Source organism: Streptomyces spiroverticillatus (genome assembly GCA_014650415.1).
GTDB classification, from domain to species: Bacteria; Actinomycetota; Actinomycetes; order Streptomycetales; family Streptomycetaceae; genus Streptomyces; species Streptomyces spiroverticillatus.
In genome coordinates this window covers 333,434-358,942 of the sequence record BMUX01000010.1, presented here as the reverse complement: position 1 = coordinate 358,942, position 25,509 = coordinate 333,434, and the positions used below count along the sequence as shown (strand labels likewise).

At 72.1% G+C, this 25,509-nt stretch carries 18 protein-coding genes and 3 pseudogenes; 13 read left to right on the top strand and 8 right to left on the bottom strand.

Annotated features, from left to right (window positions below; all coding sequences use genetic code 11):
- Positions 1-141 (top strand): annotated as a pseudogene (locus tag IE269_RS26705) (electron transfer flavoprotein subunit alpha/FixB family protein); the annotation flags it as partial.
- Positions 142-184: 43 nt separating this feature from the next.
- Here IE269_RS26705 and IE269_RS26700 read toward each other — a convergent pair.
- Positions 185-725 (bottom strand): annotated as a pseudogene (locus tag IE269_RS26700) (GNAT family N-acetyltransferase).
- Between the two features lie 131 nt (positions 726-856).
- Between IE269_RS26700 and IE269_RS26695 the strand changes: the two are divergent.
- Positions 857-1,288, top strand: a complete 432-nt coding sequence (locus IE269_RS26695; RefSeq protein WP_189825682.1) for a hypothetical protein — start codon at positions 857-859, stop codon at positions 1,286-1,288.
- A 19-nt stretch (positions 1,289-1,307) separates the two neighbouring features.
- Here the strand turns inward: IE269_RS26695 and IE269_RS26690 are convergent, their stop codons facing one another.
- Entirely contained in the window at positions 1,308-2,228 is a 921-nt protein-coding gene (locus tag IE269_RS26690; RefSeq protein WP_189825681.1) for a carbon-nitrogen hydrolase family protein, read from the bottom strand.
- 55 nt (positions 2,229-2,283) lie between these two features.
- Entirely contained in the window at positions 2,284-4,557 is a 2,274-nt protein-coding gene (locus IE269_RS26685; RefSeq protein WP_189825680.1) for a glycoside hydrolase family 3 C-terminal domain-containing protein, read from the bottom strand.
- A gap of 122 nt (positions 4,558-4,679) precedes the next feature.
- On the opposite strand from IE269_RS26685, the gene IE269_RS26680 reads away from it, so the two are divergent.
- The gene (locus tag IE269_RS26680; RefSeq protein WP_229898245.1) at positions 4,680-5,258 is read left to right on the top strand and encodes a TetR/AcrR family transcriptional regulator; all 579 of its coding nucleotides are present in this window, start codon (positions 4,680-4,682) and stop codon (positions 5,256-5,258) included.
- Between the two features lie 46 nt (positions 5,259-5,304).
- Here IE269_RS26680 and IE269_RS26675 read toward each other — a convergent pair whose 3' ends face one another.
- Positions 5,305-6,231: a formylglycine-generating enzyme family protein gene (locus tag IE269_RS26675; RefSeq protein WP_189825678.1), complete on the bottom strand. Its 927-nt coding sequence runs from the start codon at positions 6,229-6,231 to the stop codon at positions 5,305-5,307.
- A gap of 76 nt (positions 6,232-6,307) precedes the next feature.
- Here IE269_RS26675 and IE269_RS26670 point away from each other — a divergent pair, with 76 nt between their 5' ends.
- The 6 genes from IE269_RS26670 to IE269_RS26645 all read left to right on the top strand — a co-directional run bounded on the left by IE269_RS26670 (position 6,308) and on the right by IE269_RS26645 (position 13,210).
- On the top strand, positions 6,308-6,880 hold the full coding sequence (locus tag IE269_RS26670; RefSeq protein ID WP_189825677.1) for a PadR family transcriptional regulator: 573 nt from the start codon (positions 6,308-6,310) through the stop codon (positions 6,878-6,880).
- Between the two features lie 22 nt (positions 6,881-6,902).
- Positions 6,903-8,294, top strand: a complete 1,392-nt coding sequence (locus IE269_RS26665; RefSeq protein ID WP_189825676.1) for an MFS transporter — start codon at positions 6,903-6,905, stop codon at positions 8,292-8,294.
- A gap of 30 nt (positions 8,295-8,324) precedes the next feature.
- Positions 8,325-9,521, top strand: a complete 1,197-nt coding sequence (locus IE269_RS26660) for a glycoside hydrolase family 1 protein (protein WP_189825675.1) — start codon at positions 8,325-8,327, stop codon at positions 9,519-9,521.
- A 30-nt stretch (positions 9,522-9,551) separates the two neighbouring features.
- Positions 9,552-11,318, top strand: a complete 1,767-nt coding sequence (locus tag IE269_RS26655; protein WP_189825674.1) for a sulfatase — start codon at positions 9,552-9,554, stop codon at positions 11,316-11,318.
- Between the two features lie 126 nt (positions 11,319-11,444).
- Positions 11,445-12,422: an ATP-binding cassette domain-containing protein gene (locus tag IE269_RS26650; RefSeq protein WP_189825720.1), complete on the top strand. Its 978-nt coding sequence runs from the start codon at positions 11,445-11,447 to the stop codon at positions 12,420-12,422.
- A complete protein-coding gene (locus tag IE269_RS26645; RefSeq protein WP_189825673.1) occupies positions 12,419-13,210 on the top strand; it encodes an ABC transporter permease in 792 nt (263 codons plus the stop codon). The genes IE269_RS26650 and IE269_RS26645 overlap by 4 nt, the downstream gene beginning before the upstream one ends.
- Here the strand turns inward: IE269_RS26645 and IE269_RS26640 are convergent.
- From IE269_RS26640 to IE269_RS26630, 3 genes and pseudogenes are all read right to left on the bottom strand, one after another.
- Positions 13,168-16,425 carry an ATP-binding protein gene (locus IE269_RS26640; protein ID WP_189825672.1) on the bottom strand — a complete coding sequence of 1,086 codons (3,258 nt, stop codon included), beginning with the start codon at positions 16,423-16,425 and terminating at the stop codon, positions 13,168-13,170. The genes IE269_RS26645 and IE269_RS26640 overlap by 43 nt on opposite strands.
- 45 nt (positions 16,426-16,470) lie before the next feature.
- Positions 16,471-17,571, bottom strand: a complete 1,101-nt coding sequence (locus IE269_RS26635) for an HAD family hydrolase (RefSeq protein WP_189825671.1) — start codon at positions 17,569-17,571, stop codon at positions 16,471-16,473.
- 102 nt (positions 17,572-17,673) lie between these two features.
- A pseudogene (locus IE269_RS26630) lies at positions 17,674-19,707 on the bottom strand (prolyl oligopeptidase family serine peptidase); the annotation flags it as partial.
- Positions 19,708-19,775: 68 nt separating this feature from the next.
- Here IE269_RS26630 and IE269_RS26625 point away from each other — a divergent pair.
- The 4 genes from IE269_RS26625 (at position 19,776) to IE269_RS26610 (ending at position 24,143) form a co-directional block, all read left to right on the top strand.
- Complete coding sequence (locus tag IE269_RS26625; protein ID WP_189825669.1) at positions 19,776-20,951, top strand: sensor histidine kinase; 1,176 nt, start codon at positions 19,776-19,778, stop codon at positions 20,949-20,951.
- Between the two features lie 140 nt (positions 20,952-21,091).
- Positions 21,092-21,544, top strand: a complete 453-nt coding sequence (locus IE269_RS26620) for a hypothetical protein (protein ID WP_229898243.1) — start codon at positions 21,092-21,094, stop codon at positions 21,542-21,544.
- Positions 21,545-21,552: 8 nt separating this feature from the next.
- A complete protein-coding gene (locus IE269_RS26615) occupies positions 21,553-22,515 on the top strand; it encodes an ATP-binding cassette domain-containing protein (RefSeq protein ID WP_189825668.1) in 963 nt (320 codons plus the stop codon).
- Positions 22,512-24,143, top strand: coding sequence for an ABC transporter permease (locus IE269_RS26610; protein WP_189825667.1), 1,632 nt, complete (start codon positions 22,512-22,514; stop codon positions 24,141-24,143). Before IE269_RS26615 ends, IE269_RS26610 begins: the two co-directional genes overlap by 4 nt.
- Here IE269_RS26610 and IE269_RS26605 read toward each other — a convergent pair.
- Entirely contained in the window at positions 24,109-25,356 is a 1,248-nt protein-coding gene (locus IE269_RS26605) for an MFS transporter (protein WP_438817627.1), read from the bottom strand. The two genes, IE269_RS26610 and IE269_RS26605, sit on opposite strands and share 35 nt — an antisense overlap.
- Positions 25,357-25,509 lie beyond the last annotated feature (153 nt).

Sequence of the window (25,509 nt, the reverse complement as noted above, 5' to 3'; positions counted from 1 at the left end):
ATGCAGACCTCGAAGACGATCGTGGCGATCAACAAGGACGCCGAGGCCCCGATCTTCGAGCTCGTCGACTACGGCGTGGTCGGCGACCTCTTCGAGGTCGTCCCCCAGCTCACCGCCGAGGTCGAAGCCCGCAAGGGCTGACCTCAGTCAGAAGTCCCGAGGATCCGAGGACCCGTCGCGAGCATCACCGCGACGGGTCCTCCGCGTCCTCCGCCCGAACGGCCTTCTCCAGCAGCGTGAACGACTTCGGCGCCCCGCCCGGCTGCGGCTTGCCCGCCTTGGTGCCGACGATCCGGTACCCGGCGCCGACGTAGAACGCCGTCAGCCGCCCGTTCCCGGCCAGGCAGTCCAGCCGTACCCACTCACGGCCCGTCTCCGCCACCCGGCGCTCCGCCGCACGCAGCAGCTCCCGGCCCGTACCGGGCGCGACCCTGCCGTGATCGACCATCAGCCGGTGCACGTATCCGGCGTTCGGCGGCTGCGGCCCCCAGGCGTCCTCGTCCTGCCACCACAACTCCCAGGCGCCGACGACGCGTTCGGCGTCCTCCGCCACCCAGACCTCGCCGTTCTTCATGATCCTGCGGAAGTGGTCGCCGTCCAGCTCGCCCGGCTTCCACTGTCCCGTGCCCCCCCTGGGCGAGCATCCAGCGGGCCGCGTCGTCGCGCAGACGGACGAGATCGACGAGGTCGGTTTCGGCGGCGAGCCGGAGCTGAAGATCATTCATGCCGGGATACTCGCACGGACGTACGGCCCACGGTGCGGGGGCACGCGTACTCGGACCGGAACACGCGTACTCGGACCGGAATGAGTATCCGTACCGATGCTTCCCCTGCGCCGAACGGGAACCCTGACACCATGCACCCGCACCCCGCACACTCCCGCCCCCTCAAGCCCCTCCCCGAGCTGTACACGGGCCTCGCCCTCGCCGTCGCGGCCGTCGCGCTCTGGGCCGCATGGCTCGGCTGGGACCAGGTACGCGACGTACAACCGGACGGCGGGACCACCGGACCGTACGAACCGTGGCAGGTGATCGGCCTGGTGCTGACCCTGCTGCTGCCGGTGTGCTGGGCCGCGTACAAGCGCCTGCTGGTCGGCCCGGTCCTGGGCGTCGCCGCCGGTCTGACGGTCGCCGCCTTCTACGACTGGTCGGACGACGCCAGCGGCCTCTTCGTGATCGGAGTGGGCATGATCGCCGTCGGCAGCCTGATCGGCACGGCCGTCGTGGTCGCCGTGGTGAACGGCCTCGCCGAGAACAGGCGTCGGCGGTCCCACGCCGTGAGCCACTGAGTACGTCCGACCCGCCCCGTCAGTCGGTGAACCTCGCCGGAGCCAGCCGCCGCCTGTCCACCCGTACGTCGAAGACATCGCCCCGCGCGTAGTGGCCCACCGGGTCGAAATTCTGTCGCTCGGCCCGCACCACGGCGGGGTCGATGTCCGCCGTGACCAGCATCTCCTTCCCCGACACCGGGGCCACGACCCACTCCCCGTCCGGGCCAGCGACCGCAGAGCCGCCGTCGCACTGCGAGACCCGGTCCACGAGGCGCTCCCTGAAGGGAAAGCCGGCGGGGATGTCCGCGTACGAGAAGAGCGCTCCGGCGGCGAGGGAGTAGACCCGGCCCTCCTGGGCGATGAAGCGCGTGATGTTGGTGGTGTTGCGGGTGGACCCCGGCCAGACCGAGACGTGCAGGTCCTCGCCCTGGGCGTAGAGGGCGTGCCGGGCGAGCGGCATCCAGTTCTCCCAGCAGTTGAGCCCGCCCACCCGCACGTCACCGACCTGGTGGACGCGCAGCCCGTGGCCGTCGCCGGTCCCCCACACCAGGCGTTCCTCGTACGTGGGCATGAGCTTGCGGTGCGCACTGACGACGCCCGCGTGCGGGGAGACGGCGAGGAGGGTGCAGTAGACGGTGCCGTGGACGCGTTCGGTGATGCCGAGGTAGGTGAACACGCCCAGGTCGCGGACGGCTTCGGTGATCCGGGCGAGCTGCGGTCCGGTCAGCTCGACGGCGGCGTCGAGGTAGGCGGCGTAGGCCCGCTTCTGCTCGGGGTCGTCGAAGCGCGACGCGTCGGTCTGGTCGAGCCAGAACGGGTAGCCCGACAGGAACGTCTCGGGGAACGCCACCAGTCCGACGTCGTCGGCCGCCGCCTTCTCCAGGTACTCCACCACCTTCGCCGTTCCGGCGGCGGGATCGAGCCAGGGGCAACGGAGTTGAGCTGCGGCAACACGCATGACGGGATCTTCGCACCGGGCCCCTCCCCCGACAAGGGCCGCCCCGCGGACGGGGTCAGCTCCCCGCACGCACCGCCGCGAGCAGTTCCTCCACGTCGCTGAAGTCCAGCGGCACGATGGGGAGTTTGGCGAGCTGGCTGAGCCTCATGTCGGCGATCATCCGGTACCGGGAGCTGCCTTCCTGCGGGTACGCGTCGCCCATGGTCTTCCGTACGCGCTCCAGCAGCCTTTCGACGGCCGGTCCGCCCACCGGATGCGCCCGCCACTCGCCGACGGTCGAGTCGGCGTCCAGCAGGTCCGCGTACGGGTCGCCCGCGACTGCGACGGTGGCGGTCAGCCGGATGTCACGGCTGGAAGCCCCGACCTCGACGCGGTACTCCAGCCCCTCCACCAGCCAGGCGTCGGCGACCGCGTCGAAGTACGCCAGGTCCGCGCGGGCGATACGGAGTGCCACCTCCCGGGACTCGCCGGGGGCGAGCGGAACGGCCGCGAACGCCTTCAACTCCCGCATCGGGCGGCGTACTTGGGATCCGGGAGCCGCAACGTACACCTGCACGACCTCGTGTCCGGCGCGCTCCCCTGTGTTGGTGACCGTGACGGCGACGTCGAGCCCGTCGGCGTCCTGGACAACCCGCAGGTCGGTGTGGGCGAAGGTGGTGTACGACAGGCCGTGGCCGAAGGGGTAGGAGACCTCCCACTCGCGGGTGTCGTAGTGCCGGTAGCCGACGAACAGGCCCTCGCCGTAACGGGAGTGGCCGCGCTCCCCCGGCCAGTCGAGGTGGGCGGGGGTGTCGGCGAGGCGCAGCGGGACGGTCTCGGCGAGGCGGCCCGAGGGGTTCGCGTGCCCGAGGAGCAGGTCGGCGGTCGCGGTGCCGCCCGCCTGGCCGAGCAGCCAGCCCTCCAGGACGGCGGGTACGGCGTCGATCCATCCGGAGAGGCGGACGACGCCGCCGTTGGAGAGGATCACCGCGACGTTCGGGTTGACGGCGGTCACGGCGGAAAGCAACTCGGTCTGTTCCAGGGGGAGTTCGAGGTGCTCGCGGTCGTAGCCCTCGGACTCGGCGCTGGGCGGCAGGCCCAGGAAGAGCAGGACGACGTCCGCCGCCCGCGCGGCCCGCACCGCTTCCTCGCGCAGTGCGGCGACGTCCCCGTCCGGGTCGTCCACGGGGAAGCCGGGGGCGAAGTCGATCCGGGCGCCCGGGGCGGCGGCGGTGAGGGCGGTGAGGGCGGTGAGCGCGTCGTCCAGGCGGGTGGGAGTGACGCGGGAGCTGCCCGCGCCCTGGTAGCGGGGGGTGCGGGCGAACTCGCCGACGACCGCGATGCGGGCGTCGGTGTGCGGGTCGAGGGGGAGCAACGCGCCCTCGTTCTTGAGGAGTACGGCTCCGCGTACGGCGACCTCGCGGGCGAGCGCGTGGTGGGCGTCCGGGTCGAAGTCGGCTTCGGGGCGGGCGTGTTGGGCCGCCCGGCGGGCGAGTACGGCAACGCGGGCCACGCTCGTGTCGAGGACCTTCTCGTCGAGTTCGCCGTCGTGCACGGCGGCGACCACCCGGGCGGGCCCGAACCCCGAGGAGGAGGGCATCTCCAGGTCGAGGCCGGCGGCCAGGGCGCGGACCCGGTCCACGACGGCGCCCCAGTCGGAGACGACGACGCCCTCGTATCCCCATTCGCCGCGCAGCAGGTCGGTCAGCAGCCAGGGGTTCTCGGAGGAATGGACGCCGTTGAGGCGGTTGTAGGCGCACATGACGGTCCACGGCTTCGCCTCGGTCACCACCCTGCGGAAGGCGGGCAGGTAGATCTCGCGGAGGGTGCGGGCGTCGATGTCGGCGCTGACCGACATGCGCCCGCCCTCCTGGTTGTTCGCGGCGAAGTGCTTGAGGGAGGCGCCGACGCCCTGGGACTGGAGGCCGTTGACCCAGGCGGTGCCGAGCACGCCGGCGAGGAGGGGGTCCTCGGAGAAGTACTCGAAGTTGCGGCCGCACAGGGGGCTGCGCTTGATGTTGACGCCGGGGCCGAGGAGGACCTGTACGCCCTGGGCGAGGGACTCGCGGCCGAGGGCGCGGCCGACGCGTTCGGCGAGGTCGGCGTCCCAGCTTCCGGCGAGGGTGACGGCGGGCGGGAAGCAGGTGGCGGGGGCGCTGCCGATGATGCCGAGGTGGTCGGCGCGGTCCTCGTTCTGGAGGCGCAGACCGTGGGGGCCGTCGGAGAGCCGGATGCCGGGGATTCCGGCACCCGGGAGGTCGGCGGTGGTCCACCAGCCGGCGCCGGTGAGCAGGGCGGCCTTTTCTTCGAGGGTGAGCGGGGATGCCGGGGGCTGCTGCGGGTCGGTCACGGTGCGCTCCTTGGCGGCATGAGGTAGGGCGGGGGCGGATGTCGAGAAACAGTACGGCGTACTGTTTTCACGGGCAAGGGTCAGGCAGGGACGGATTCGACCCGCCGCATAGGCTGAGCACCGTGACAGCGAAGAGTTCGTACGCCAAGGGCGTGGCCAAGCGCGAGGAGATCCTCCGCACGACCCTGGAGGTCTTCGGCCGCGAGGGCGAACGCAACACCACCCTGCGTACGGTCGCCAAGGAGAGCGGGATCAGCCTCACCGGCCTGATGCACTACTTCTCGTCCAAGGACCACCTCCTGACCGAGGTGCTCCGGGCCAGCGACCGGGCGGCGGAGGCGCGCTTCCACGCACCGGACGCCGTGCGCGACCCGGGCGAGTTCCTGGCCCTGGCGCTGACCGCGAACGCCGGGAACACGGCGCGGGCCAAGCTGTACGTCACGCTCGTCGCCGCGTCGACGGACCCGGCGCACCCGGCGCACGCCCACTTCAAGGAGCGGTACGCGCTGCTGCGGGCCACGATCGTCGAGCACCTGGCGGCCGAGGCGCGCGAGGGCCGGGTACGGTCCGATCTCGACCCGGACTTCACCGCGTCGGCGCTGGTCGCGGCGTCCGACGGCATCATGCTCCAGTGGCTGAGCGACCCGTCCATCGACATGGCGGACCATGTCCGGCGCGTCTGGCGGACGCTGACCCGCTGACCCGCTGACCCGCTGACTGTCAAAGCCACTGCCACAGCCACGCTCCTTACAGCGCGACCGTCCTGAATCCGCAGTTCCCGCTGCTGGAAGCCGGAGTGTTGGCCGAGCGCGCCGCCACCCGGTAGCGATGGCAGTACGAGTGGTGGCAGAGGTAGGACCCGCCGCGCATCACCCGTCGCTCGCCCGTCTCCGGCCCCTGCGGATCTGCCGCGGGCGACCGCTCGTAGTAGTCCGGGGCGAACCAGTCGGCGCACCACTCCCAGACATTGCCCGCGACCTCGTACAGCCCGAACCCGTTGGGCGGGTAAGCCCGCACGGGCGCGGTCGCGAGATGGCCGTCGGCGCCGGTGTTCTCGTACGGGAAGCGGCCCTGCCAGATGTTGCACAGCCACCGCCCTCCGGGGTTCAGCTCGTCGCCCCAGGCGAAGCGCCGTCCGGCGAGGCCGCCGCGGGCGGCATGCTCCCACTGGGCCTCGGTCGGCAGCCGGCGGCCCGCCCACGCGCAGTACGCGACGGCGTCGTCCCAGGCCACGTGCACGACGGGGTGGTCGGGTTCGGCGTCGGACAGCGGGCCGTGCGGGTGGCACCAGTCCGCTCCCCGTACGTCCAGCCACCACGGGACCGCCGGGTCGACCGCGACGACGTCCGCCCGGGAGGCGGCGACGGCGAGGTGGAAGACCGCCGAGCTGCCCTCCCGCTCGGCGACGGTGACGTATCCGCTCTCCTCCACGAACCTGCCGAACATCGCGACCGTGACGGTCGTGACGTCGATGGCGTACGGCGCGAGGCGCACCGTGTGCACGGGTCCTTCACCGTCCGCCGGATACCCCTCGTCGAAGGCGTCGCCCATCGCGAACCCGCGCGATTCCAGGCGCACTTGGTCGTGTGCGGGAGGGGTCGCGGCGGGTTCGGGGAGCTTCACCGCAGGGGCGTTCCGGGATTTCGATGCGCAGCAGTCCATTGACGTCTCCATGCGGCGAGTATATGAATTCGCACATAGGTGAGAACACACATAGGTGACCGGGAGGTCACCAAGAGAGGTCATCCGCGTGAAGTTCGAGCACGTCCTCCTCGGCCTGTTGGCCCGTCGCCCCTACAGCGGCTACGACCTGCGCAAATGGCTGGAGTCCGACGGACAGTTCGTCTGGGCGAAGGCCCACCACAGCCAGATCTACCGGAAGCTCGCGCAGATGGAGACCGAGGGCTGGGTGCGCCACGAGGTCGACTCGCGCGAGGGCCGCCCGGACGCGAAGGTCTACCGGCTCACCCCGGCCGGGCGCGACGTCCTGCTGGCGTGGGTGCGTTCGCCGTACGAGCCGTCGAACCGCCCCCACGACCTCGACTTCACCGCCCGCCTCAGTGTGGCCGCGCCCCTCGACAGGGACGTGGCGATCGCTCTCCTGCGGACCGAACTCGCCCACCGCCGCGCCCAGATCGCCAAGAACCGCGACCGGGACCGCTCCCTGCACTACGAGGACCCGCTGCCGGGCCTCGACCGGGACGTCGACCGGATGGTCCACGACTCGCTCCACGTGCTGGGCACCGGGGCGACGGACCACTGGGTCGCCTGGCTGGAGGGCGTCCTGGCCCGCCTGACGCACGGAATCGACCGGAACGACTGACGCACAGAATCGAGACGGCACCATGACCGAGCTCAGCAAGAGCTCCGGGCATCCCCCGACGGATGCCCCCGCGACGGAATCCGCTGCCACGGATGCCCCCGCGAACGGCGTACACGTCAAGGGCCGCTACCGCCAACTCACCCTGCTCGGCGGCACCATGCTCGTCGACAGCACCGAAGCCAGCCTGGTCAGCAGCCTGTTCCCGCTGATCAGGCAGTCCCTGGGCATCTCACTCGGCGCCCTGGGCATCCTCACCGCGGCCAGCAAGATCGTGGGAGTCTTCACCGCGCCCCTCTGGGTCTGGGCGGCACAGCGCCACTCGCGCAAGAGCGTGCTCGTGGTGGCCACCGGGCTGTGGGGCGTCTGGGGCATAGCCGCCGGCTTCTCGCAGAACTTCACCCAGCTCCTCGTCTTCTACACCGTCCTGGCGGCGGGCTACGCGGCCGCCGCCCCGATCATCACCGAGATCCTCGGCGACCTCTTCTCCACCTCGTCCCGGGGCCGCGCCGTCGGCGTCCTGTACGGGACGGTGTCGCTGGTCGGCGCTGTGATCGGGCCGCTCAAGGGGCAGCTCGCGGGCCTCGACGAGGGCTGGCGCTGGGGTCTGTGGGGCATCGGCGCGTTCAACGTCCTGCTCGGATTCGCCCTGCTGCTGTGGTTCCGCGACCCGGGCCGGGGCGCCGCCGAGCAGCAGCTCGCCGACCTCGACCGCAGCACCCGCGAGGCCCACTCGAAGCTCACCTGGGCGAAGGCGTTCTCGCTGCTGCGGATCCGCAGCCTGAACATCCTCCTGGTCTCGCGGCTGCTGTCCGGGCACCTCCTGGTGATCACGTACGGCGTGGTCTTCCTGGTGGACGTGCACGGCTTCAGCACCCAGAAGGCGTCGCTCGTCCTGCTGCCCTTCGGCGTCGGCTACTTCCTGGGCACCCTCCTGGGCGGTGCCGCCCTGGACCGGACCACCCGGCGCAGCCCGCGCCACGGTCCGGTCCTCGTCCTCCAGGGCGCCCAGTTCGCCTTCGCCCTCGTCGCCTTCTTCAGCACCCAGTTCTCGTACGACAGCATCCTCGTGTACGGCATCCTGTTCGCCGTGCTCGGTGCGACGCAGGGCATCAACCCGAGCGTCAACCGGCCGATGGTCATGGCCATCACTCCCCCGGAACTGCGCGGCGCGGCCTTCGTGCTGTACGGCTCGATCGCCGAGGCCGTCGCCTGGGCGGGCTTCAGCCTCGGGGCCGGTTTCCTCGCCGACATCCTCGGCCTCCAGGTGGTCTTCCTGTGGGTCCTGGTCGTCCTGATGCTGGTCAACGGCCTCTTCCTGACGCTGCTCCACCGTACGTACGCCGTCGACACGGCCCGCGTGCAGCGGGAACTGGACGACCGGCGCAGGGACGCGCTGGCCTCCCCCAACGCCTGACCTCTCCCCCCTCTCGAAAAGAGTCCTCTCATGACACCCGCACGCCGCCTGCCCGACGACTTCCTCTGGGGCACCTCCACCTCCGCCCACCAGACCGAGGGCAACAACACCAACAGCGACTGGTGGCTCTTCGAGCACCGGGAGAACCCGTACGTCAAGGAGCCCAGCGGTGACGCCTGCGACAGCTTCCACCGCTGGCCCGAGGACATGGACCTGCTGGCCGGACTCGGCTTCACCGACTACCGGTTCAGCATCGAATGGGCGCGCATCGAGCCCGCCCCCGGCGAGTTCTCGAACGCCGCGATCGCCCACTACCGGCGCATGGTCGAGGGCGCGCTCGCACGCGGCCTGCGCCCCATGGTGACGCTGCATCACTTCACCGTCCCCCGCTGGTTCCTGGAGCGCGGCGGCTGGGCCGCCGCCGGGTCGGAGGAACTCTTCGCCCGGTACGTCACGGCCGCCGCGCCCGTCTTCTCCACCGGCGTCGCACACGTCTGCACGATCAACGAGCCCAACATGGTCGCCTGCATGGCCACCGCGTACCAGTCCGTGATCTCCGGGCAGCCGATGGCGGGCAGTGGGCTTCCGGCACCGGACGCGGCCACTTCGGACGCTCTGATACGGGCGCACGCCCGCGCCGTCGAGACGGTAAAGTCCCTTGCCCCGCACGTGAGTACAGGCTGGTCCGTGGCCGGTCTGGTGTGCCAGCCGGTGCCCGGGGCCGAGGAGGTCGCGGAGGCGTACCGGCGTCCGCGCGTGGACGTCTTCCTGGAGGCGGCGCGCGGCGACGACTGGCTCGGCGTCCAGTCGTACACCCGCACCCTCATCGGTCCGGACGGCCCGCTTCCCGTACCGGAGGACGCCGAACGGACCCTCACCGGCTGGGAGTTCTACCCGGAGGCTGTGGGGCACGCCCTGCGGCACAGTGCGGCCGTCGCACCCGGCGTCCCGCTGATCGTCACCGAGAACGGTCTCGCCACCGCCGACGACACCCGGCGCGTCCACTACACCGCAGGCGCGCTCCAGGCCCTCACCGCGGCCATGGACGACGGCATCGACGTACGCGGCTACTACCACTGGAGCGCGCTCGACAACTACGAGTGGGGCCGCTACACACCCACCTTCGGCCTGATCGCCGTCGACCGCGAGACCTTCGCCCGTACGGCCAAGCCGTCCGCCGCCTGGCTGGGCGCGGCCGGACGCACCCGCGTCCTGCCCACCGCCTGACACCTCCCCCCAGGAAAGGAGCATCCCGGCATGAAGGCCATCATGGTGATGTTCGACAGCCTCAACCGGCACATGCTGCCCCCGTACGGCGGCGACTGGACCCACGCCCCCAACTTCGCCCGGCTCGCCGAGCGCGCCGTCACCTTCGACAACGCGTACGCGGGCTCCATGCCCTGCATGCCGGCCCGCCGCGAGCTGCACACCGGGCGGCACAACTTCCTGCACCGCAGCTGGGGTCCGCTGGAGCCGTTCGACGACTCCATGCCCGAGCTCCTGGGGCAGCACGGCGTCTACACCCACCTGGTCAGCGACCACCCGCACTACTGGGAGGACGGCGGCGCGACCTACCACGGCCGGTACCACACCTGGGAGTTCTTCCGGGGCCAGGAGGGCGACCCCTGGAAGGGACAGGTCGCCGACCCGCCGATGCCCGAGGACCTCAAGAAGGTGCGGTTCGGGTCCGGTTACCGGCAGGACTGGATCAACCGGCAGCACACGGCGACCGAGGACCGGCACCCGCAGACCCTCACCTTCGACGCCGGGCTCGAATTCATCACGGCGAACAAGGAGGCCGACCGGTGGTTCGTGCAGATCGAGACCTTCGACCCGCACGAACCCTTCTTCAGCCCCCAGCAGTACAAGGACCTCTACCCGCACGACTACGAGGGCCCGCACTTCGACTGGCCCGACTACAAGCGGGTCGTGGAGACCGACGAGCAGGTCCACCACGGGCGGATGGAGTACGCGGCGCTGCTCTCCATGTGCGACCGGTCGCTGGGCCGTGTCCTGGACACCATGGACGAACTGGGGCTGTGGGAGGACACCCTGCTCGTCGTCAACACCGATCACGGACTGCTGCTGGGCGAGAAGGGCTGGTGGGGCAAGAGCGTCCAGCCGTGGTTCAACGAGCTCGTGCACCTGCCGCTGTTCGCCTGGGACCCGCGTACGGCGGTCTCGGGAGCACGGCGCGAGGCCCTCGTACAGACCGTCGACCTGGCCCCGACCCTCCTGGAGTTCTTCGGGGTCGAGCGCCCCGCCGACATGCAGGGCAGCCCGCTGCCGGTCGCCCAGGACCAACCGGTGCGCGAGGCGGGCCTGTTCGGCATCCACGGCGGACACGTCAACGTCACCGACGGCCGGTACGTCTACATGCGCGCGCCCGTCGATCCGTCCAATTCCCCTTTGTACGAGCACACGTTGATGCCCACGCACATGCGGGGACGCTTCACCCCCGCCGAACTCGCCGACCTGGAGCTGGCCGAGCCCTTCCCGTTCACCAAGAACGTCCGCACCCTGCGCGTACCGGGCCGCAGCCTCATCAACCCGTACCACCACGGCACGCTCCTCTTCGACCTGGAGACCGACCCCCAACAGCTCTCCCCACTGGTCGACGACGCGGCCGAACTCCGCATGGCCGCGCTGCTGGTCGAGCTGATGCGGGCGAACGACGCACCGCCCAGCCAGTACGAACGCCTCGGGCTGCCCGAGGAGGGGCCGGTGACGGAGGCCCACCTGCTGGTCCGGGCCCAGCGGGCGCAGGCACAGCGGGCGGCGGAGCCGCTGCCGCGCGCCGAGGACTACCCGGAGGGCCGCCTCTCGCTGCGCACCCCGATCCAGGTCCTGATCTCGGACCCGTTCGCCGTGGAGGTATTGCGCAGGCATCTGCCGGGCGTCGCCGACTCCGAGCTGCTCCAGGTGGTCGGGGCGACACCGCTGATCGACGTCGCCGCGATGGCGGGGGCACTGTTCCCGCCTGCCAGGCTGCGGCTGATCGCGGAGGAGCTGGCGAAGCTCTGAGCTGCGGAGAAGCCTTCTTTCAGCCGGGTTTCAGGGCGTTGAAGCCGCGCTGAAACCAGGCTGAATGCGCCCTGCCGCACGCTCTGCGGCATGACGAAACACGCGACGAAACCCATGGCGAAATCCATGACGGATCCCACCGCCACCCCCGCCGTCCTGGCCCGGGGCCTGCGCAAGTCGTACGGGAACCACCTCGTCCTCGACGGCATCGACCTGACCGTGCCCACCGGCAGCGTCTTCGCGCTGCTCGGCCCGAACGGCGCGGGCAAGACCACCGTCGTGAAGATCCTCTCCACCCTGATCGGCGGCGAGGCCGACACCCTGCGGGTCGGCGGCCACGACGCGGCCGCCGACCCGCAGGCGGTACGGGCCGCGATCGGCGTCACCGGGCAGTTCTCCGCCGTCGACGGGCTGATCACCGGCGAGGAGAACATGCTCCTGATGGCCGACCTGCACCACCTCCCGCGCGCCGAGGGCCGGCGGGTCACCGCCGAACTCCTGGAGCGCTTCGACCTGGTGGAGGCGGCGAAGCGGCCCGCCGTCGGCTATTCCGGCGGCATGAAGCGCCGGCTCGACCTCGCCATGACGCTGGTCGGCGACCCCCGGATCATCTTCCTGGACGAGCCGACCACCGGTCTCGACCCGCGCTCCCGCCACCGCACCTGGGAGATCGTCCGGGAACTGGTCGCGGGCGGCGTGACCGTGTTCCTCACCACCCAGTACCTGGAGGAGGCCGATCAACTGGCCGACCGGATCGCCGTGTTGAGCGACGGGCGGATCGCCGCCGAAGGGAGCGCGGAGGAGCTGAAGCGGCTCGTGCCCGGCGGACACGTACGGGTGCGGTTCGCCGGTCCCGACGCCTTCCGGTCGGCCGCTCGCGCGCTGCCCGAAGCGGGCCTGGACGAGGCGGGGCAGGCGCTGCGGATTCCGTACGACGGGGGCCAGCGCGAGCTGCGTTCGCTGCTGGACCGGCTGGACGCGGCCGGTGTCGAGGCGGACGGGCTGAGCGTGCACACGCCCGACCTGGACGACGTGTTCTTCGCCCTGACCGCAGGCCCGGACCGTACCCCAACTCCGGCTCGTGCCAAGGAGGTTGTGCGATGAGCACCCTCTCCCTCGCCGTACGCGACTCCTCCACCATGCTGCGCCGCAACCTCCTGCACGCGCGCCGCTACCCGTCCCTCACCCTGAACGTCCTGCTCACGCCGATCGTGCTGATGCTGCTCTTCGTGTACGTCCTGGGCGACGTACTGAGCACGGGCATCGGCGGGGTCGGCGCCGACCGCTCCGACTACATCGCCTACCTCGTGCCGGGCATCCTGCTCATGACCATCGGGTCGACCCCCGCCGGTACCGCCGTGGCCGTCTCCATGGACATGACCGAGGGCATCATCGCCCGGTTCCGGACCATGGCGATCCATCGCGGGTCGGTGCTGATCGGGCACGTCATCGGCAGCGTGATCCAGTCGGTGGTCAGCGTGCTCGTGGTCGGGGCCGTCGCCGTGGCCATCGGGTTCCGGTCCACGGACGCGTCCGCGCTGGAGTGGCTGGCGGCGTTCGGGCTGCTCGTGCTGGTCGCGACGGCGTTCACCTGGATCGCGGTGGGCATGGGCATGGCCAGCCCGAACCCGGAGGCGGCCAGCAACAACGCGCTGCCGCTGATGATCCTTCCGCTCATCTCCAGCGCGTTCGTCCCGGTGGAGACGATGCCGGGCTGGTTCCGGCCGATCGCCGAGTACCAGCCGTTCACTCCCGCCATCGAGACCCTGCGCGGGCTGCTGCTCGGGAGCGGGATCGGCAACAGCGGGTGGCTCGCGGTCGCCTGGTGCGTGGGGCTGGCAGTGCTGGGCTACTTCTGGTCGACGTCACTCTTCCGGCGCGAGCCGAAGTAGGCCGACAGCTCCCGGGCCGCCTCCCGCAGCGCGTCGCGCCCCAGGGCGGCGTACTCCGACACCGCATCGGCGTACGCCGCCCGGTCGGCGTCCTCGGCCGCGTGCCGGGCGCGCTCCGCCGACATCGTCGGCTGGAACTCGCGCAGTACGCCCAGCCGTTCGGCGAGGACGATCATGCGTACGGCGGTGGCGGCCGGGGCGTCGCCCGTCGCGAGGGCCGCGAGGCCGAGCGCGTGCAGCACCGTCCCGCAGGACCGCAGCTCCAGCGGCGAGCGGGACGGATCGTCGAGCAGTAACCGCAGCCGTTCCCCCAACCGGGCCGCGGGAACGGCGACTTCACCGGAACGGCCCGCATGGGCGTGCGCCGCCACGGCGGCCGCCTGGATCTGGAGCGCCCACGGGTCGGCCCAGTGCGCTCCGCCGACGTACAGCGATCCGGCCCCCGGGTCAGGCCTCGGATTCGCCCCCGTGAGCTCCCCCGTCCGCGACTCCGTGAGCTCCCCCGTCCGCGACCCGGTGAGCTCCGCCGTCCGCGCCCCCGCCCCCGTCTCCGCCAGCCGCTCCACCGCCCTGCGCCACAGTCGCAGCCCCTCCTCGGTCCGCCTCTCGGCCAGTGCGATCTCGGCGCGTACGCCCGTGTCGGGGCTGTAGAAGGAGTCCCGGGCCCGGCCGCCCTCCGCCCGCCCCAGCCAGTGCGCGGCCTCGTTCCAGTCGCCGCGCTGGAGGCAGGCCAGCGCCAGTCCCTGCTGGATGCCGATGTAGTCGTCCTCGTTGCCGAGCCGCGACAGCTCCGCCAGTGCCGCCCGCAGGTGCGCGTACGCGGTCTCCCCGTCGCCCGCCTGGAGGCACAGCTCGCTGTGCCGGGAGTGGCACATGAGCCGCAGCGAAGGGTTGTCGACCCCGGCCAGCGCGTCGATCGCCCGGCGCGCCGAGGCGAGCGCCCGGCCCGTGTCGTTGGCGTACTCCCAGACGTACGTGGCAACGCACTCGGCGATCCCCGCGACCAGCGGATTCGGGTCGGCGCACAGGGCGTGCAGCACCTCGTGACCGGGCGGACGTGTTTCGGGTACGGCGCCGAGCACGACCGCGACGGCCCGCAGCAGGCTGTCCGGCGGTGCGGGCGGCAGCCTGCGCAGCGTCACCAGATGGCGTACGAGATGGGGGCCGAAGCCCATGAACAGGCCCACCGTGCACAGGACGGCGGCGGCCCTCGCCACCTCGACGTACTCCGGCTCCGGCCGGTAGTGCGACAGCGGCGGGCCGGTCTCGGCGGCGAGGGCGGCCAGCCGGGGATAGTTGGCGTCGGTCGACCACAGCGCGGCGAGCACGGCGGTGAGCGCGGCGACGGCGGGCCCGTCCTCGCGGGCGAGCGCGTGCCGCAGCGCCGCCACGAGGTTGTCCTGCTCGGCCCGGATCAGGTCCCAGGAGGCCCGGACGTCCGACCCGAAGAGCACGTCGTGGTGCGCCACCCCGAACTCCCGCGCCCACCCGAGGAACCGGCCGACGGCCTCCTCGTCGCCGCCCGCCTCCGCACGTCGGGCCGCACTGAACTCCCGTACCGTCTCCAGCATCGTGAACCGCACCCCGCCGGGCGTGTCGGCGGCGGTGAGCAGCGACTGGCCCGCCAACTGCTCCAGCAGCCGCAGCGGGTCCACGTCGAGCGCCCGCCCGGCCGCCTCGCCCGTGAACCCGCCGGGGAACACGGACAGCGTCCGCATCGCGGCCCGTTCCTCCTCGCCCAGCAGGTTCCAGCTCCACTCGACGACGGCGTGCAGGGTGCGGTGCCGTTCGGGGGTGTCCCTCGCGCCGCCCCGCAGCAGGGCGAACCGGTCGTTCAGGCGTTGCGCGATCTCCTGTACGGACAGTGCCCTGACCCGGGCGGCGGCCAGTTCCACGGCGAGCGGCAGTCCGTCGAGGCGGCGGCACAGCCCGGTGACCTGGTCCGGCGGCAGTGCGACGCCCGGCCTGGCCGCCCGCGCACGCTGCCCGAACAGTTCGACGGCCGTGTCGAGTCCCAGTGCGGGCAGCGCGTAGACGGCCTCGGAGGTGAGGCCGAGCGGTGCCCGTCCGGTGGCGAGCACCCGCAGCTCGCGCGAGGCGGAGACCAGGGCGTGCACGAGGTCGGCCACCCCTGCGACGACCTGTTCGCAGTTGTCGAGCACGAGCAGTGCGGGGCCGGGGCCGAGGGTGGCGAGGATGCCGGAGAGGGGGTCCGTGGGGCCCTGCCGCTGGCGGGTGTCGCCCGCGCCGAGTGCGGAGGCCACCTGCCCGGGCACGTCCGCGTCGGCGGTGACGGCGGCGAGCGGGACGAAGTGCACCACGGGCTGCACGGCGGCGCGGCTCGCCGCGTGCGCGAGCCGGGTCTTGCCGAGCCCGCCGGGTCCGACGACGGTGACGCACCGGGAGTCCCGCAGCAGGTCCCGCACGGCTGCCAGGTCCGCGTCGCGTCCCAGCAGGGGATTCGGCTCGTGCGGCACGCCGTGCCGGACCACCGGGGGTTCGTCGTGCAGCAACTCCCGCTGTACGTGTCGGAGTTGGGCACCCGGCTCGGTGCCCAGCGTGTCGCGCAGGGTGCGGCGGTACGTCTCGTACCGGGCCAGCGCGGCGGAGGGGCCCGCCGTGGCGGCCTCCCCGCGCAGGATCGCGGCGAGCACCTCCTCGTCGCGGGGTCTGCGGCCCGCCAGTTCCGCGAGGGCTCCGGCCGCCTCCGCGTGCCGCCCGAGCCGGGCGAGGGCCAGCGCCCGGTCCCGTACGAGCACCTCCCGGACGGGGGCGCGGGCGGCGCGCAGGGCGGACACCGGGTCGCCGGAACCGGTCCGGGGACCGCCCTCCCACAGCGCGAGCCCGGCCTCGGCGGCGGCCAGTGCGGCCGGGTGGTCACCGGCCCGGACCTGCCGGGCGCACTCGACGGCGTACAGCAGGAGCGCGGAGCTGTCGATCTGCTCCTCGGCGAGGGCGAGCCGGTAGCCGGTGGGGGTGCTGACCAGGAGGTCGGCTCCCCACTTCGTCCTGGCCCGGGACACGAGCACCTGCACGGCCTTGGCCGGCCGCTCGGGCAGCTTCCCTTCCCGCCAGAGCCCTCGGACGAGTCGTTCGGTGCCGCAGCCGGCGTGCAGGTCGCTCGCGAGCAGGGCGAGCAGGTCACGCAGCCGGGGCGCGGTGACCTCCTCGCCCCGGCAGGCGACGTGCGGCAGGAGGGTCAGCTCGACGGTCATCCGTGCAGGGTAGTCAAGTCGCCGTCCGCACAGCGTGGTTGTGGCTCAACCGATCTGCTGCGGGGTGACCGTCAGCCAGTTCCGGTCGGCGGTGGGCCGCTGGCCGAGTTCCTTCTGCCGCTTCACGCCTGCGGCCTTCATGCCGTTCAGCTCCTTCATGTACGTGTCCTTGCGGTTGACCCACACGCGCAGGCCGCCCTTGGCCACGTCGGTCGAGCGCAGCAGCATGGGGCCGTCGCTCTTGGGGGTGTCCCCGGCGGCCAGGACGGGCCCCCGCCAGGGGTCGATGTAGGTGCTGATCGCGGCGGGCTTGCCCTCGTACCAGGTGGCGGGGGCCCACAGGGTCGGCGTCAGCTCGTAGGAGTTGATCCTGTTCTGGTCGAAGCGTCCGGCGGCGATCTCCTTCCGGGAGCTGGTGATCTGGCCGGTGCGGCGGTCCTTGAGGAGGGTCGAGACGCCGAGGACGTTCTCGGGCTTGACCGCGTAGCCGTGCTTCGGGTCGGCGAGGACCATGCGGACGAGGTCCTCGTGGGCGGCGCTGACGACGTACACCGTGATGCCGTGCTTGCTGAGGCTGCGGTACAGCTCCTGCATGCCGGGCGAGAACTTCGGGGGCTTGACGCCGCCGGGCAACGGTCCTTCGTACGCGAGGAGTTCGTCGACGTACCCCTTGAGCTGCTTCAGCGTGAAGCCGGAGAAGATCTGGGCGGCCCACGGGTAGGAGACCTGGTCGTCGATCTCGCAGAGCCGGGCGTAGTACTCGGCGAGGGTCTCCTTGTGGCCGGCCGTGTCCTTGAAGGGGACGATCTTCAGGGAGGGGTCCATGGTGTCGCGGGTGAGGACGCCCTTCATCTCCAGGAAGGGGAGGAGGGATTCCTCGAGGTCGTTCTGGTACGTGGTGTTGTCGGCGTCGAAGACCGCGTAGGCGCCCTTGTGCTCCTGGGCGGCGATGAGCTTGCCGAGCCTCTTCGCCTCGGGCGCGGGCCAGTGCTTCAGTTCGGCGGCGACGGCGCGCTGCTGGGTGGTGTCCCCGGCGGGGGCGGAGGTGTCCGGCCAGAGGGCGCCGGTGGCGAACACGGCGGCGGTGAGGGCGGCAGCGGCGGTGAGGAGGAGGGGCTTCTTGCGCTTCGTGGGGGGTGTCGTCACGGCGGGTCACACTAGGCCGACCTGCGCTTCTTTCCCATGATCGACGTCATGGAGTGGGCGGGCGGGCCGGGGGTAGGAGCGTCCCCCGGCCCGTGCCCCGGTCTACCCCTCTCCTGCGAGCGTCCGCCACAGGAACGTGTACTTCAGCGCGTACACGTCGGCGACCTGCGCGTTGTCGTTCGCGCCCGCGTGCCCGCCGCCCGAGGTCTCGTGGAAGTGCACCTCGTGCCCCTGCTCGCGCAGCCGCGCCGCCGCCTTGCGGGCGTGGCCCGGGTGGACGCGGTCGTCGCTGGTGGAGGTGAGCAGCAGCACCGGCGGGTACGTGCGGTCGGCGCGGAAGCCGTGGTACGGGGAGATCGCCTCCAGGTGCGGCCGGTCCGCCGGGTCGTCCGGGTCGCCGTACTCGGCCGTCCAGGACGCGCCCGCGAGGAGCTTGTGGAAGCGCAGCATGTCGAGCAGCGGCCAGCCGATGACGCACGCGCCGAACAGGTCCGGGTAGCGGGCGAGCATCGCCCCGGTGAGCAGCCCGCCGTTGCTGCGGCCGTCGACGGCGAGTTGCTCCGGGGTGGTCAGGCCGCGTGCGACGAGGTCGCGGGCCACGGCGGCGAAGTCCTCGAAGGCGCGCGGCCGGTCGGCCTTCAGGGCCGCCTTGTGCCAGTCGGGGCCGTACTCGCCGCCGCCCCGGATGCCCGCGAGGACGTACCGGCCGCCGCGTGCGAGCCAGCCGCGGCCGTGCAGGGCGCTGTAGCCGGGGAGGAGGGTGTGCTCGAAACCGCCGTATCCGTGCAGGAGAGTGGGGGCGGGGTCGTCGTGGTCGGGTCCGGTGACGAAGTACGGGACGCGGGTGCCGTCGTCGGACACCGCGAAGAACTGCCGTACGACCAGACCTGCGGTGTCGAAGAGCGCCGGTGCCTGCTTCAGGATCTCGGTGCCGCCGGTGGTGTCGCCCCGGTGCAGGGTCGGCGGCTGGAGGAAGCCGTCGGTCGCCAGGAAGTACTCGTCGGACTCGGCGTCGGTGGCGACCACGCCGGCGGAGGCCAGCGGCGGGACTTCGGCGAGGGGCCGCCGCTTCCACTGCCCGTTCCCGGCGACGGGTTCGAGCACCTCGACGCTCGTCGCCACGTCCGTGATCGTCTCCAGGATCAGGTGGTCCCGGGTCCACGAGTACCCGACGAGCGCGGACCGCTCCGTCGGGGCGAACAGCACCACCGGCTCGCGCCCGCCCGCCAGGAACGCGTCGAAGCCGAAGGCGAGCAGTGAACCGGCGGGCTGCCCCAGCCACTCCGCCTTCGGGGCGACCACCAGCCACTCGCGGTGCACGTGCGAGGAGGCGTCGCCCGGCACGTCGATGCGCACCCACTGCCCGTCCTGGCCCAGCACGTGGGAGTCGGAGTTCCAGAAGTCCCGCTGGACGTGCAGGAAGTCGCGGGCGTACCCCTCGGTCGGGTCGTGCCAGGCGGACACCGAGAGGTCGTCGGCACCGACCTCGTGCACCGGCTCGGCGGCCTCCAGGGGCGTGCCGCGCCGCCAGCGGCGTACGGTGCGCGGGTAGCCGGAGGCGGTGAGGGTGTCGGGGCCGAGGTCCGCGCCGAGGTAGACGGTGTCGTCGTCGATCCAGCCGATCCGGGTCTTGCCCTCCGGCACCCGGAAGCCGTCCGGCACGAACTCCTTCGTCTCCAGGTCGAATTCGCGCACGACCACGGCGTCCGAGCCGGACGGGGAGAGCCGGACCAGGGCGCGCCGGAAGTCGGGGCGGCGCACGGGCGCCCCCGCCCAGACCCAGTCGGTGCCCTCCGCCTCGGCTAGGGCGTCGATGTCGAGGAGGGTCTCCCAGTCGGGTTCGTCGGTGCGGTACGAGTCGAGGGTGGTGCGCCGCCAGATGCCGCGCACGTGATCGGCGTCGCGGCGGAAGTTGTAGAGGTGGGGGCCGCGGCGGGTGACGTAGGGGATGCGCCGGGCGTCGTCCAGGACCTCGCGGAGCTCCTTCGCCAGGGCGGTGCGGCCGGGCGTGCCGAGTGCCTGCTCGGCCTCGGCGGTGCGCTCGCGCACCCAGGCGAGCGCTTCGGGGCCTTCGACGTCTTCGAGCCAGAGGTGGGGGTCTTCAGTGATCACAGGGTGAGTATGCCGAGGGGGCGACCGGCTTTCCGGGCCGACCGGCTCTTTAGGCTGGCCGGCATGAGGACTCGTACGGGGGAGAGCGGCCGATGACGCGGATACGGATGTTCCTGTGCGGGGTGGTCGTCGTACTGCTCGGCCTGCCCGTCCCGTTCGGGACGCCGGAGACGGTGCTGGTCGCGGCTTCGGCGGTGGTCACGGTGCTGGCGGTGCTGGTGCCGTGGCCGGTGGGGCGGGTCTCGGCGCTGGCTGCGGGCTGGGTGGCGCTCGGGCTCTCGCTGGGGACGGACGTCGTCCACTCGGGGGCGCAGGGCCTCAATCTCCTCTGGCTGCCGGTGGAGTTCACGGCGCTGCTGGTGCTGACGGGGCGGCTGGTGCGCAGTGGGGCCGGGCGCGGGGTGCCCGCCGCCGTGGCCGCGCTGGCGACCCTGCTGCTGCCGCTGCGGTACACCGTGCGCAACCCGGCGGTGGAGGCCAGCGCCTCGGTGATGATGGTGGTGCTCGCGCTGCTGCCGGTGCTGTGCGCGCTCGCCCTCGGGCTGCGGCTGCGCCTGGGCGACCTGCGCACCCGCCGCACCCTGCTGGACGCCCGCAGGGAGCAACGGCTGCACATGGCTCGGATGCTGCACGATTACGTCGCCCACGAACTGACCGGCATCGTGATGGAGGTGCAGGCGGCCCGCGCCACGCCGTACGACCCGGAGGAGTACGGGGAGTTGCTGGCCCGCCTGGAGGAGTCGGGGCTGCGCGCGCTGGACCAGATGGACGAGACGCTGGCGGCCCTGCGCAAGGCTGAGTCCCTTGCCCGGGACCCTCGCGCGCCGGTGCCGCCCGCCCTGCCGGAACGTCTGCACGGGCTCGGCGGACTGCCGGGCCTCGTCGAGCGCTTCGGGTCGTCCGCCGCCGTGTCCACCTCGCTCGACCTGGAGGAGGAGTTGGTGGACGCCCTGCACCGGGACACCGACGAGACGGCGTACGCGCTGGTCCTGGAGGCGCTGACGAACGTACGCCGTCATGCGTCGGGAGCGGCTGCGGTACGGGTCACCGTGCGCCGCGAGGAGTCGCTGCTGCGGGTGGCGGTCATCGACAGCGGCGGCGGCGACCGGGGGAGCCTCGGGGAGCGGCAGGGCGGGGGCACGGGGCTGTCCGGCCTGGCGGCCCGGTTCGCTTCTCTGGGCGGGGAGTTGACGGTGGGCCCGCACGAGGACGGCTGGCGGGTGAGCGGAACGCTGCCGTTGCTGCAGAGGGTGGAGGCAGCGAGGTAGGGGCTGCGGTACGGGGCCGGCGACTGCTCGGCCGATCTCTGCCGAATGGCAGATGTGGCCGCAGGGGCGTTCGGCGATTCTCGATCCGTCGGCAGGCAGTCGCCCCGCCGGATCGCATCCCGCCCCGCTTGGAGAAGCCCATGCCCGCTCGCCCCCTCGCCCGTACCGTGGCCTCCTTGGCGGTCGCGGCCGCAGCGCTCGCGCTGACCGGCTGTGCCACCGCCAAGGAGGCGGAGCCCGAGGTGAAGACGTTCGCCGTCGCGGGCGACTCCCTGAACGTCACGTCGCACGGCAGTCCCACCGACCTGGTCGCCACCGACCGCAAGGACGTCCAGGTGACGCGCTGGTTCGACACCGGCTGGGGCTCGGACCCGGAGAGCAGTTGGGAGTTGAAGGGCGACGCCCTGGATCTGGTCGCGCAGTGCGAGGGTTTCGCCAACTGCGACGTGCGGTTCCGGGTGGAGGTGCCCAAGGGGCTGAAGGTGCTGCGGAACGGAAAGCCGACGGACCTCAAGGGCTCGCCGAAACCACCGAAGCCGCCGAAGGACACGGCCGCACCCCAGCCCCGTAACTCCGAGACCCGAGGGGAGTGACGACCACCATGACCACTCCGACGCACACCGACGCACCCCCCGCACTGGACCTCCTCGACATCACCAAGGTCTACCGGGGCGGAAAGCGCGCCGTCGACCGGATGACCCTGCGCATGGAACCGGGTCTGCTCGGTCTCCTCGGCCCCAACGGCGCCGGGAAGTCCTCCCTGATGCGCATCGCCTCCACCGTGACCCGCCCCACCGAGGGCCGGGTGCTCTTCCGGGGCGAAGACGCGGTGGCCAAGCCGGACGTGCTGCGCCGCGAACTCGGCTACCTCCCGCAGGACTTCGGCGTCTACCCCAACCTCACCTCCCGGCAGTTCCTCTCCTACCTGGCCGCCGCCAAGGGCCTGTCGGCGCGCTCGGCCCGGGCCCGTATCGACGAACTCCTCGAACTGGTCAACCTCACCGAGGCGGTGAAGCGTCCGCTCGGCGCGTACTCCGGGGGAATGGTCCGCCGGGTCGGCATCGCGCAGGCGCTGCTCGCCGCCCCCTCCGTGATCATCGTGGACGAGCCCACCGCGGGCCTCGACCCGGAGGAGCGCGTGCGCTTCCGCAATCTGCTCAGCGACTTGTCCGCCACCCGGGCGGTGATGCTCTCCACGCACATCGTCTCGGACGTGGAGTCGGTCGCCTCCGACATCGCCGTCGTCGCCGGGGGCCGCCTGCTGCGCCGCGGCTCACCGGAGGAGTTGCTCGCCGACGTACGCGGCCGGGCCTGGGAGGTGCTGGTCGCCCCCTCCGACGTACCGGCGCTCCAGCACCACCACCTGGTCACCCGTACGATCCGCACGAACGGCGGCGTGCGCGTCCGCCTGCTGTCCGACTCTGCGCCCCCCTTCGCGACGGCCCAGCCCGCCGAACCGGACCTGGAGGACGCCTACTTGTCGATCGTCAACACTCCCCGAACCCCGGACCCGGCCGCCCCGGCCGCCCCGGCCACCACGACCGTCGCGGGAGGCATGCGATGAGCGCCCTCCTGCGCATGGCCTGCGCCGACTTCTGGGACCGGGTGCGCCGGCCGGTGTACCTGGTGATCCTGGCGGCGGCCGTCGGGCTCGGCCACCTGGCGACGCCGGGCAAGGAGGCCGGGTGGGTGGTGATGCAGGTCGGCGACTACCGGGGCGAGTACAACAGCGCGTACATCGGCATGGTGGTGGCGCTGGCGGGGTCGATCTGGCTGTCGCTGGGCGGTTTCTACGTCGTACGCAACGCCATCTCCCGCGACCACAGCACGGGGGTGGGCCGTCTGCTCGCGGCCACGCCGCTGCGCACCACCGCCTATCTGGCGGCGAAGTTCCTGAGCAGCGTCATGGTCCTGGCCTCGATGCTGGGCGTGCTCGTCCTGACCGCGCTCTTCATGCAGCTCGCACGCGGCGAAGCCACCGCCGTCGACCCCGTCGCCCTCCTCCAGCCCTTCCTCCTCATCGCACTCCCTCTGATGATCCTCACGGCCGGAGCGGCCCTGCTCTTCGAGGCGATTCCCCTGCTCCGTGCGGGCTTCGGCAACATCGTGTGGTTCTTCCTCTGGATCTATCTGGCCATCGGCGGCCAGTCGGCGGGCGCGCCGCTGGGCGGACTCGGTGTGCACCCGGTCGTCCAGTCCCTCTCCCAGGACATGGCGGCCCAGGGCATCGACACCGCCCAGGCCGGCGAGTTCAGCCTCGGCCTGACGCTCACGGACCGCCCCCTGACCACGTTCCTCTGGCACGGCTTCACGCCGACCCCCGACTACCTCACCTCGCGCCTGCTCCTGATCCTGCTGGGCCTCGCCCTCGCAGTCGTCCCCGCCCTGTGGTTCCCCCGCTTCGACCCGGCGCGCGGCATTCCGCGCGGACAACGCAAGCGAGGCACTCGGCCCGGACAACACGGACAACTCCAGGAATCCCCCGACTTGTTGTCCGCGGACAACAACTCCATGCCCCCCGCACCCACTTCCCCAACTCCCCCAAAATCCCCCAAATCATCCGCCCATCGGGGCAATTCCGGCTACTCCCTCCTCCGCCTCCTCGCCGGCGAGACCCGCATCCTCGTCCAGGGCCTCCCTTGGTGGTGGTGGGCCGGCGTCGCGACACTGGCCGGCGCCTCGCTCCTGGCGACCGACGCGTCCGCCGCCCGGCATCTCCTCACCGTGGCGTGGATCTGGCCCGTGCTGATCTGGTCCCGACTGGGCACCCAGGGTTACGAGTCGGGGGTCAATGCCCTGCTCGGCGCGTACCCCTCCGCCCGCCGGAGGGTCGCCGCGGAGTGGTTCGCGGGCGTCCTGCTGACGGCGGTCGCCGGCCTCGGCCCCGCCGTACGCCTCGCGATCGCCCCCGATCCGACCGGCCTGCTGCACTGGGGCGTGGGCGCACTCGCCATCCCGTCCTTCGCCCTGCTCCTGGGCACGGTGAGCCGCTCCCCGCGCCTGTTCCAGGTGGCCTACCTGCCGCTCTGGTTCGCCACGGTGAACGGAATCGCCCCGCTGGACTACATGGGCGTCCTGCGCACCCCGGACGGAGCCCCGGCCGGAATGTCCCCGGCCGTACTGCTCACGGCGACGGCCGTGATGCTGGCCCTGACCTTCACGACTCGGGCGGCGCGGAGGGCGACGTCCTGAGAACGCCGCTCCCAACGGGCCGCCGCCGGTCCGTCAGGGCCACCACCGTTCCCCCGCCGATCGCCAGGCCCGCGAGGACGACGCCGAACACCGTCGCTCCCCCGGCGAGCCCCACCGCGTCGCTGAGGAAGCCGGCCGACACCGGCAGCAGGCCCGCCAGAACGTATCCGCCTACGTTGAGCGCCGCGTTGGCCTCGGCGAGGCGGCGCGTCGGGACGCTGGAGTTGAGCAGGGAGAGGCCGCCGAGCTGGCCCATCCCCTGGCCCGCCCCCGCGAGCAGCGCGGCGGCGACGAGCACCACGACCGACGCGGTCTGCACGGCGAGCACCAGAGCCAGCATGGCGGCGGCGGTGGCCGTCGCCCCGGCCCGCAGGATCGTGCGCCGGTCCAGCCGCTGGACGGCGAACTGCACCCCGGTCGCGGTGAGGAACATCGCGAAGGCCATCGCCCCCGCGACCGTCCGGCTGGTCGTGCCGAGCAGGTCCGACAGGAGCGAGGGGCCGAGCGAGAGCACGAAGGAGGTGGCGGTGATACCGGGCGCGAACACCGCGATCCCCTGGACCAGTTGACGCCCCGCACCGCGCGGCACGCCCGGCACCCGTACCCACGGTCCGCCCGCGGTCGCTTCCGGCCGGCGCAGCGGCAGCCGCAGGACGGCGAGGACCGCGCTGCCCAGCAGGACCGCCTCGACGGCGAAGACGGTGGCGGTCGGCGCGGGCAGCGTCTCGGAGAGCGCTCCGGCCAGGAACGGGCCGAGTCCCGCGCCGAACACCATCGCGCAGGAGGCCAGCAGTGCGGCGGTCCGCTGGCGCGCCGGGCCCGCCACGTCGGTCACCGCGGCCATTCCGGCCGAGACGACGGCGCCGACGGCGATCCCGGTCAGCAGCCGGGCCACGATCAGCGCGGTCACGGTGGTGGCGGTCGCGAAGATCAGGCAGGCGGCGAGCGCCAGGCCGAGCGCGGGCAGCAGGACGGGCTTGCGTCCGATCCGGTCGGAGACCACGCCGGACACCAGCAGGGAGCCGACGAGCCCGAGGATGTAGAACGCGAACACCACGGTCAGCGTCCCCTTCGAGAAGCCGATGTCCCGCTGCCACAGTCCGTACAGGGGCGTTGCCGCGTTCGAGAGCACGAACACGGCCGTCACCGGCCACGCCGCCCACCACACCCGCCGCAGCGGAGCTTCCTCCCGCACCTCCTCCCCACGTTTCACTTCTCGAACAGAGGCGGTTCCGGCCATGACTTTGGACATGGGCATGACAGTCCCTTCGACGCACCGCTGTACGAGTCGAGTCGAACTTAGCATGCAGTACGATTCAACTCGTACAACGGATGCGCAAGAAGTGACCGAACGCGACTGAACGCG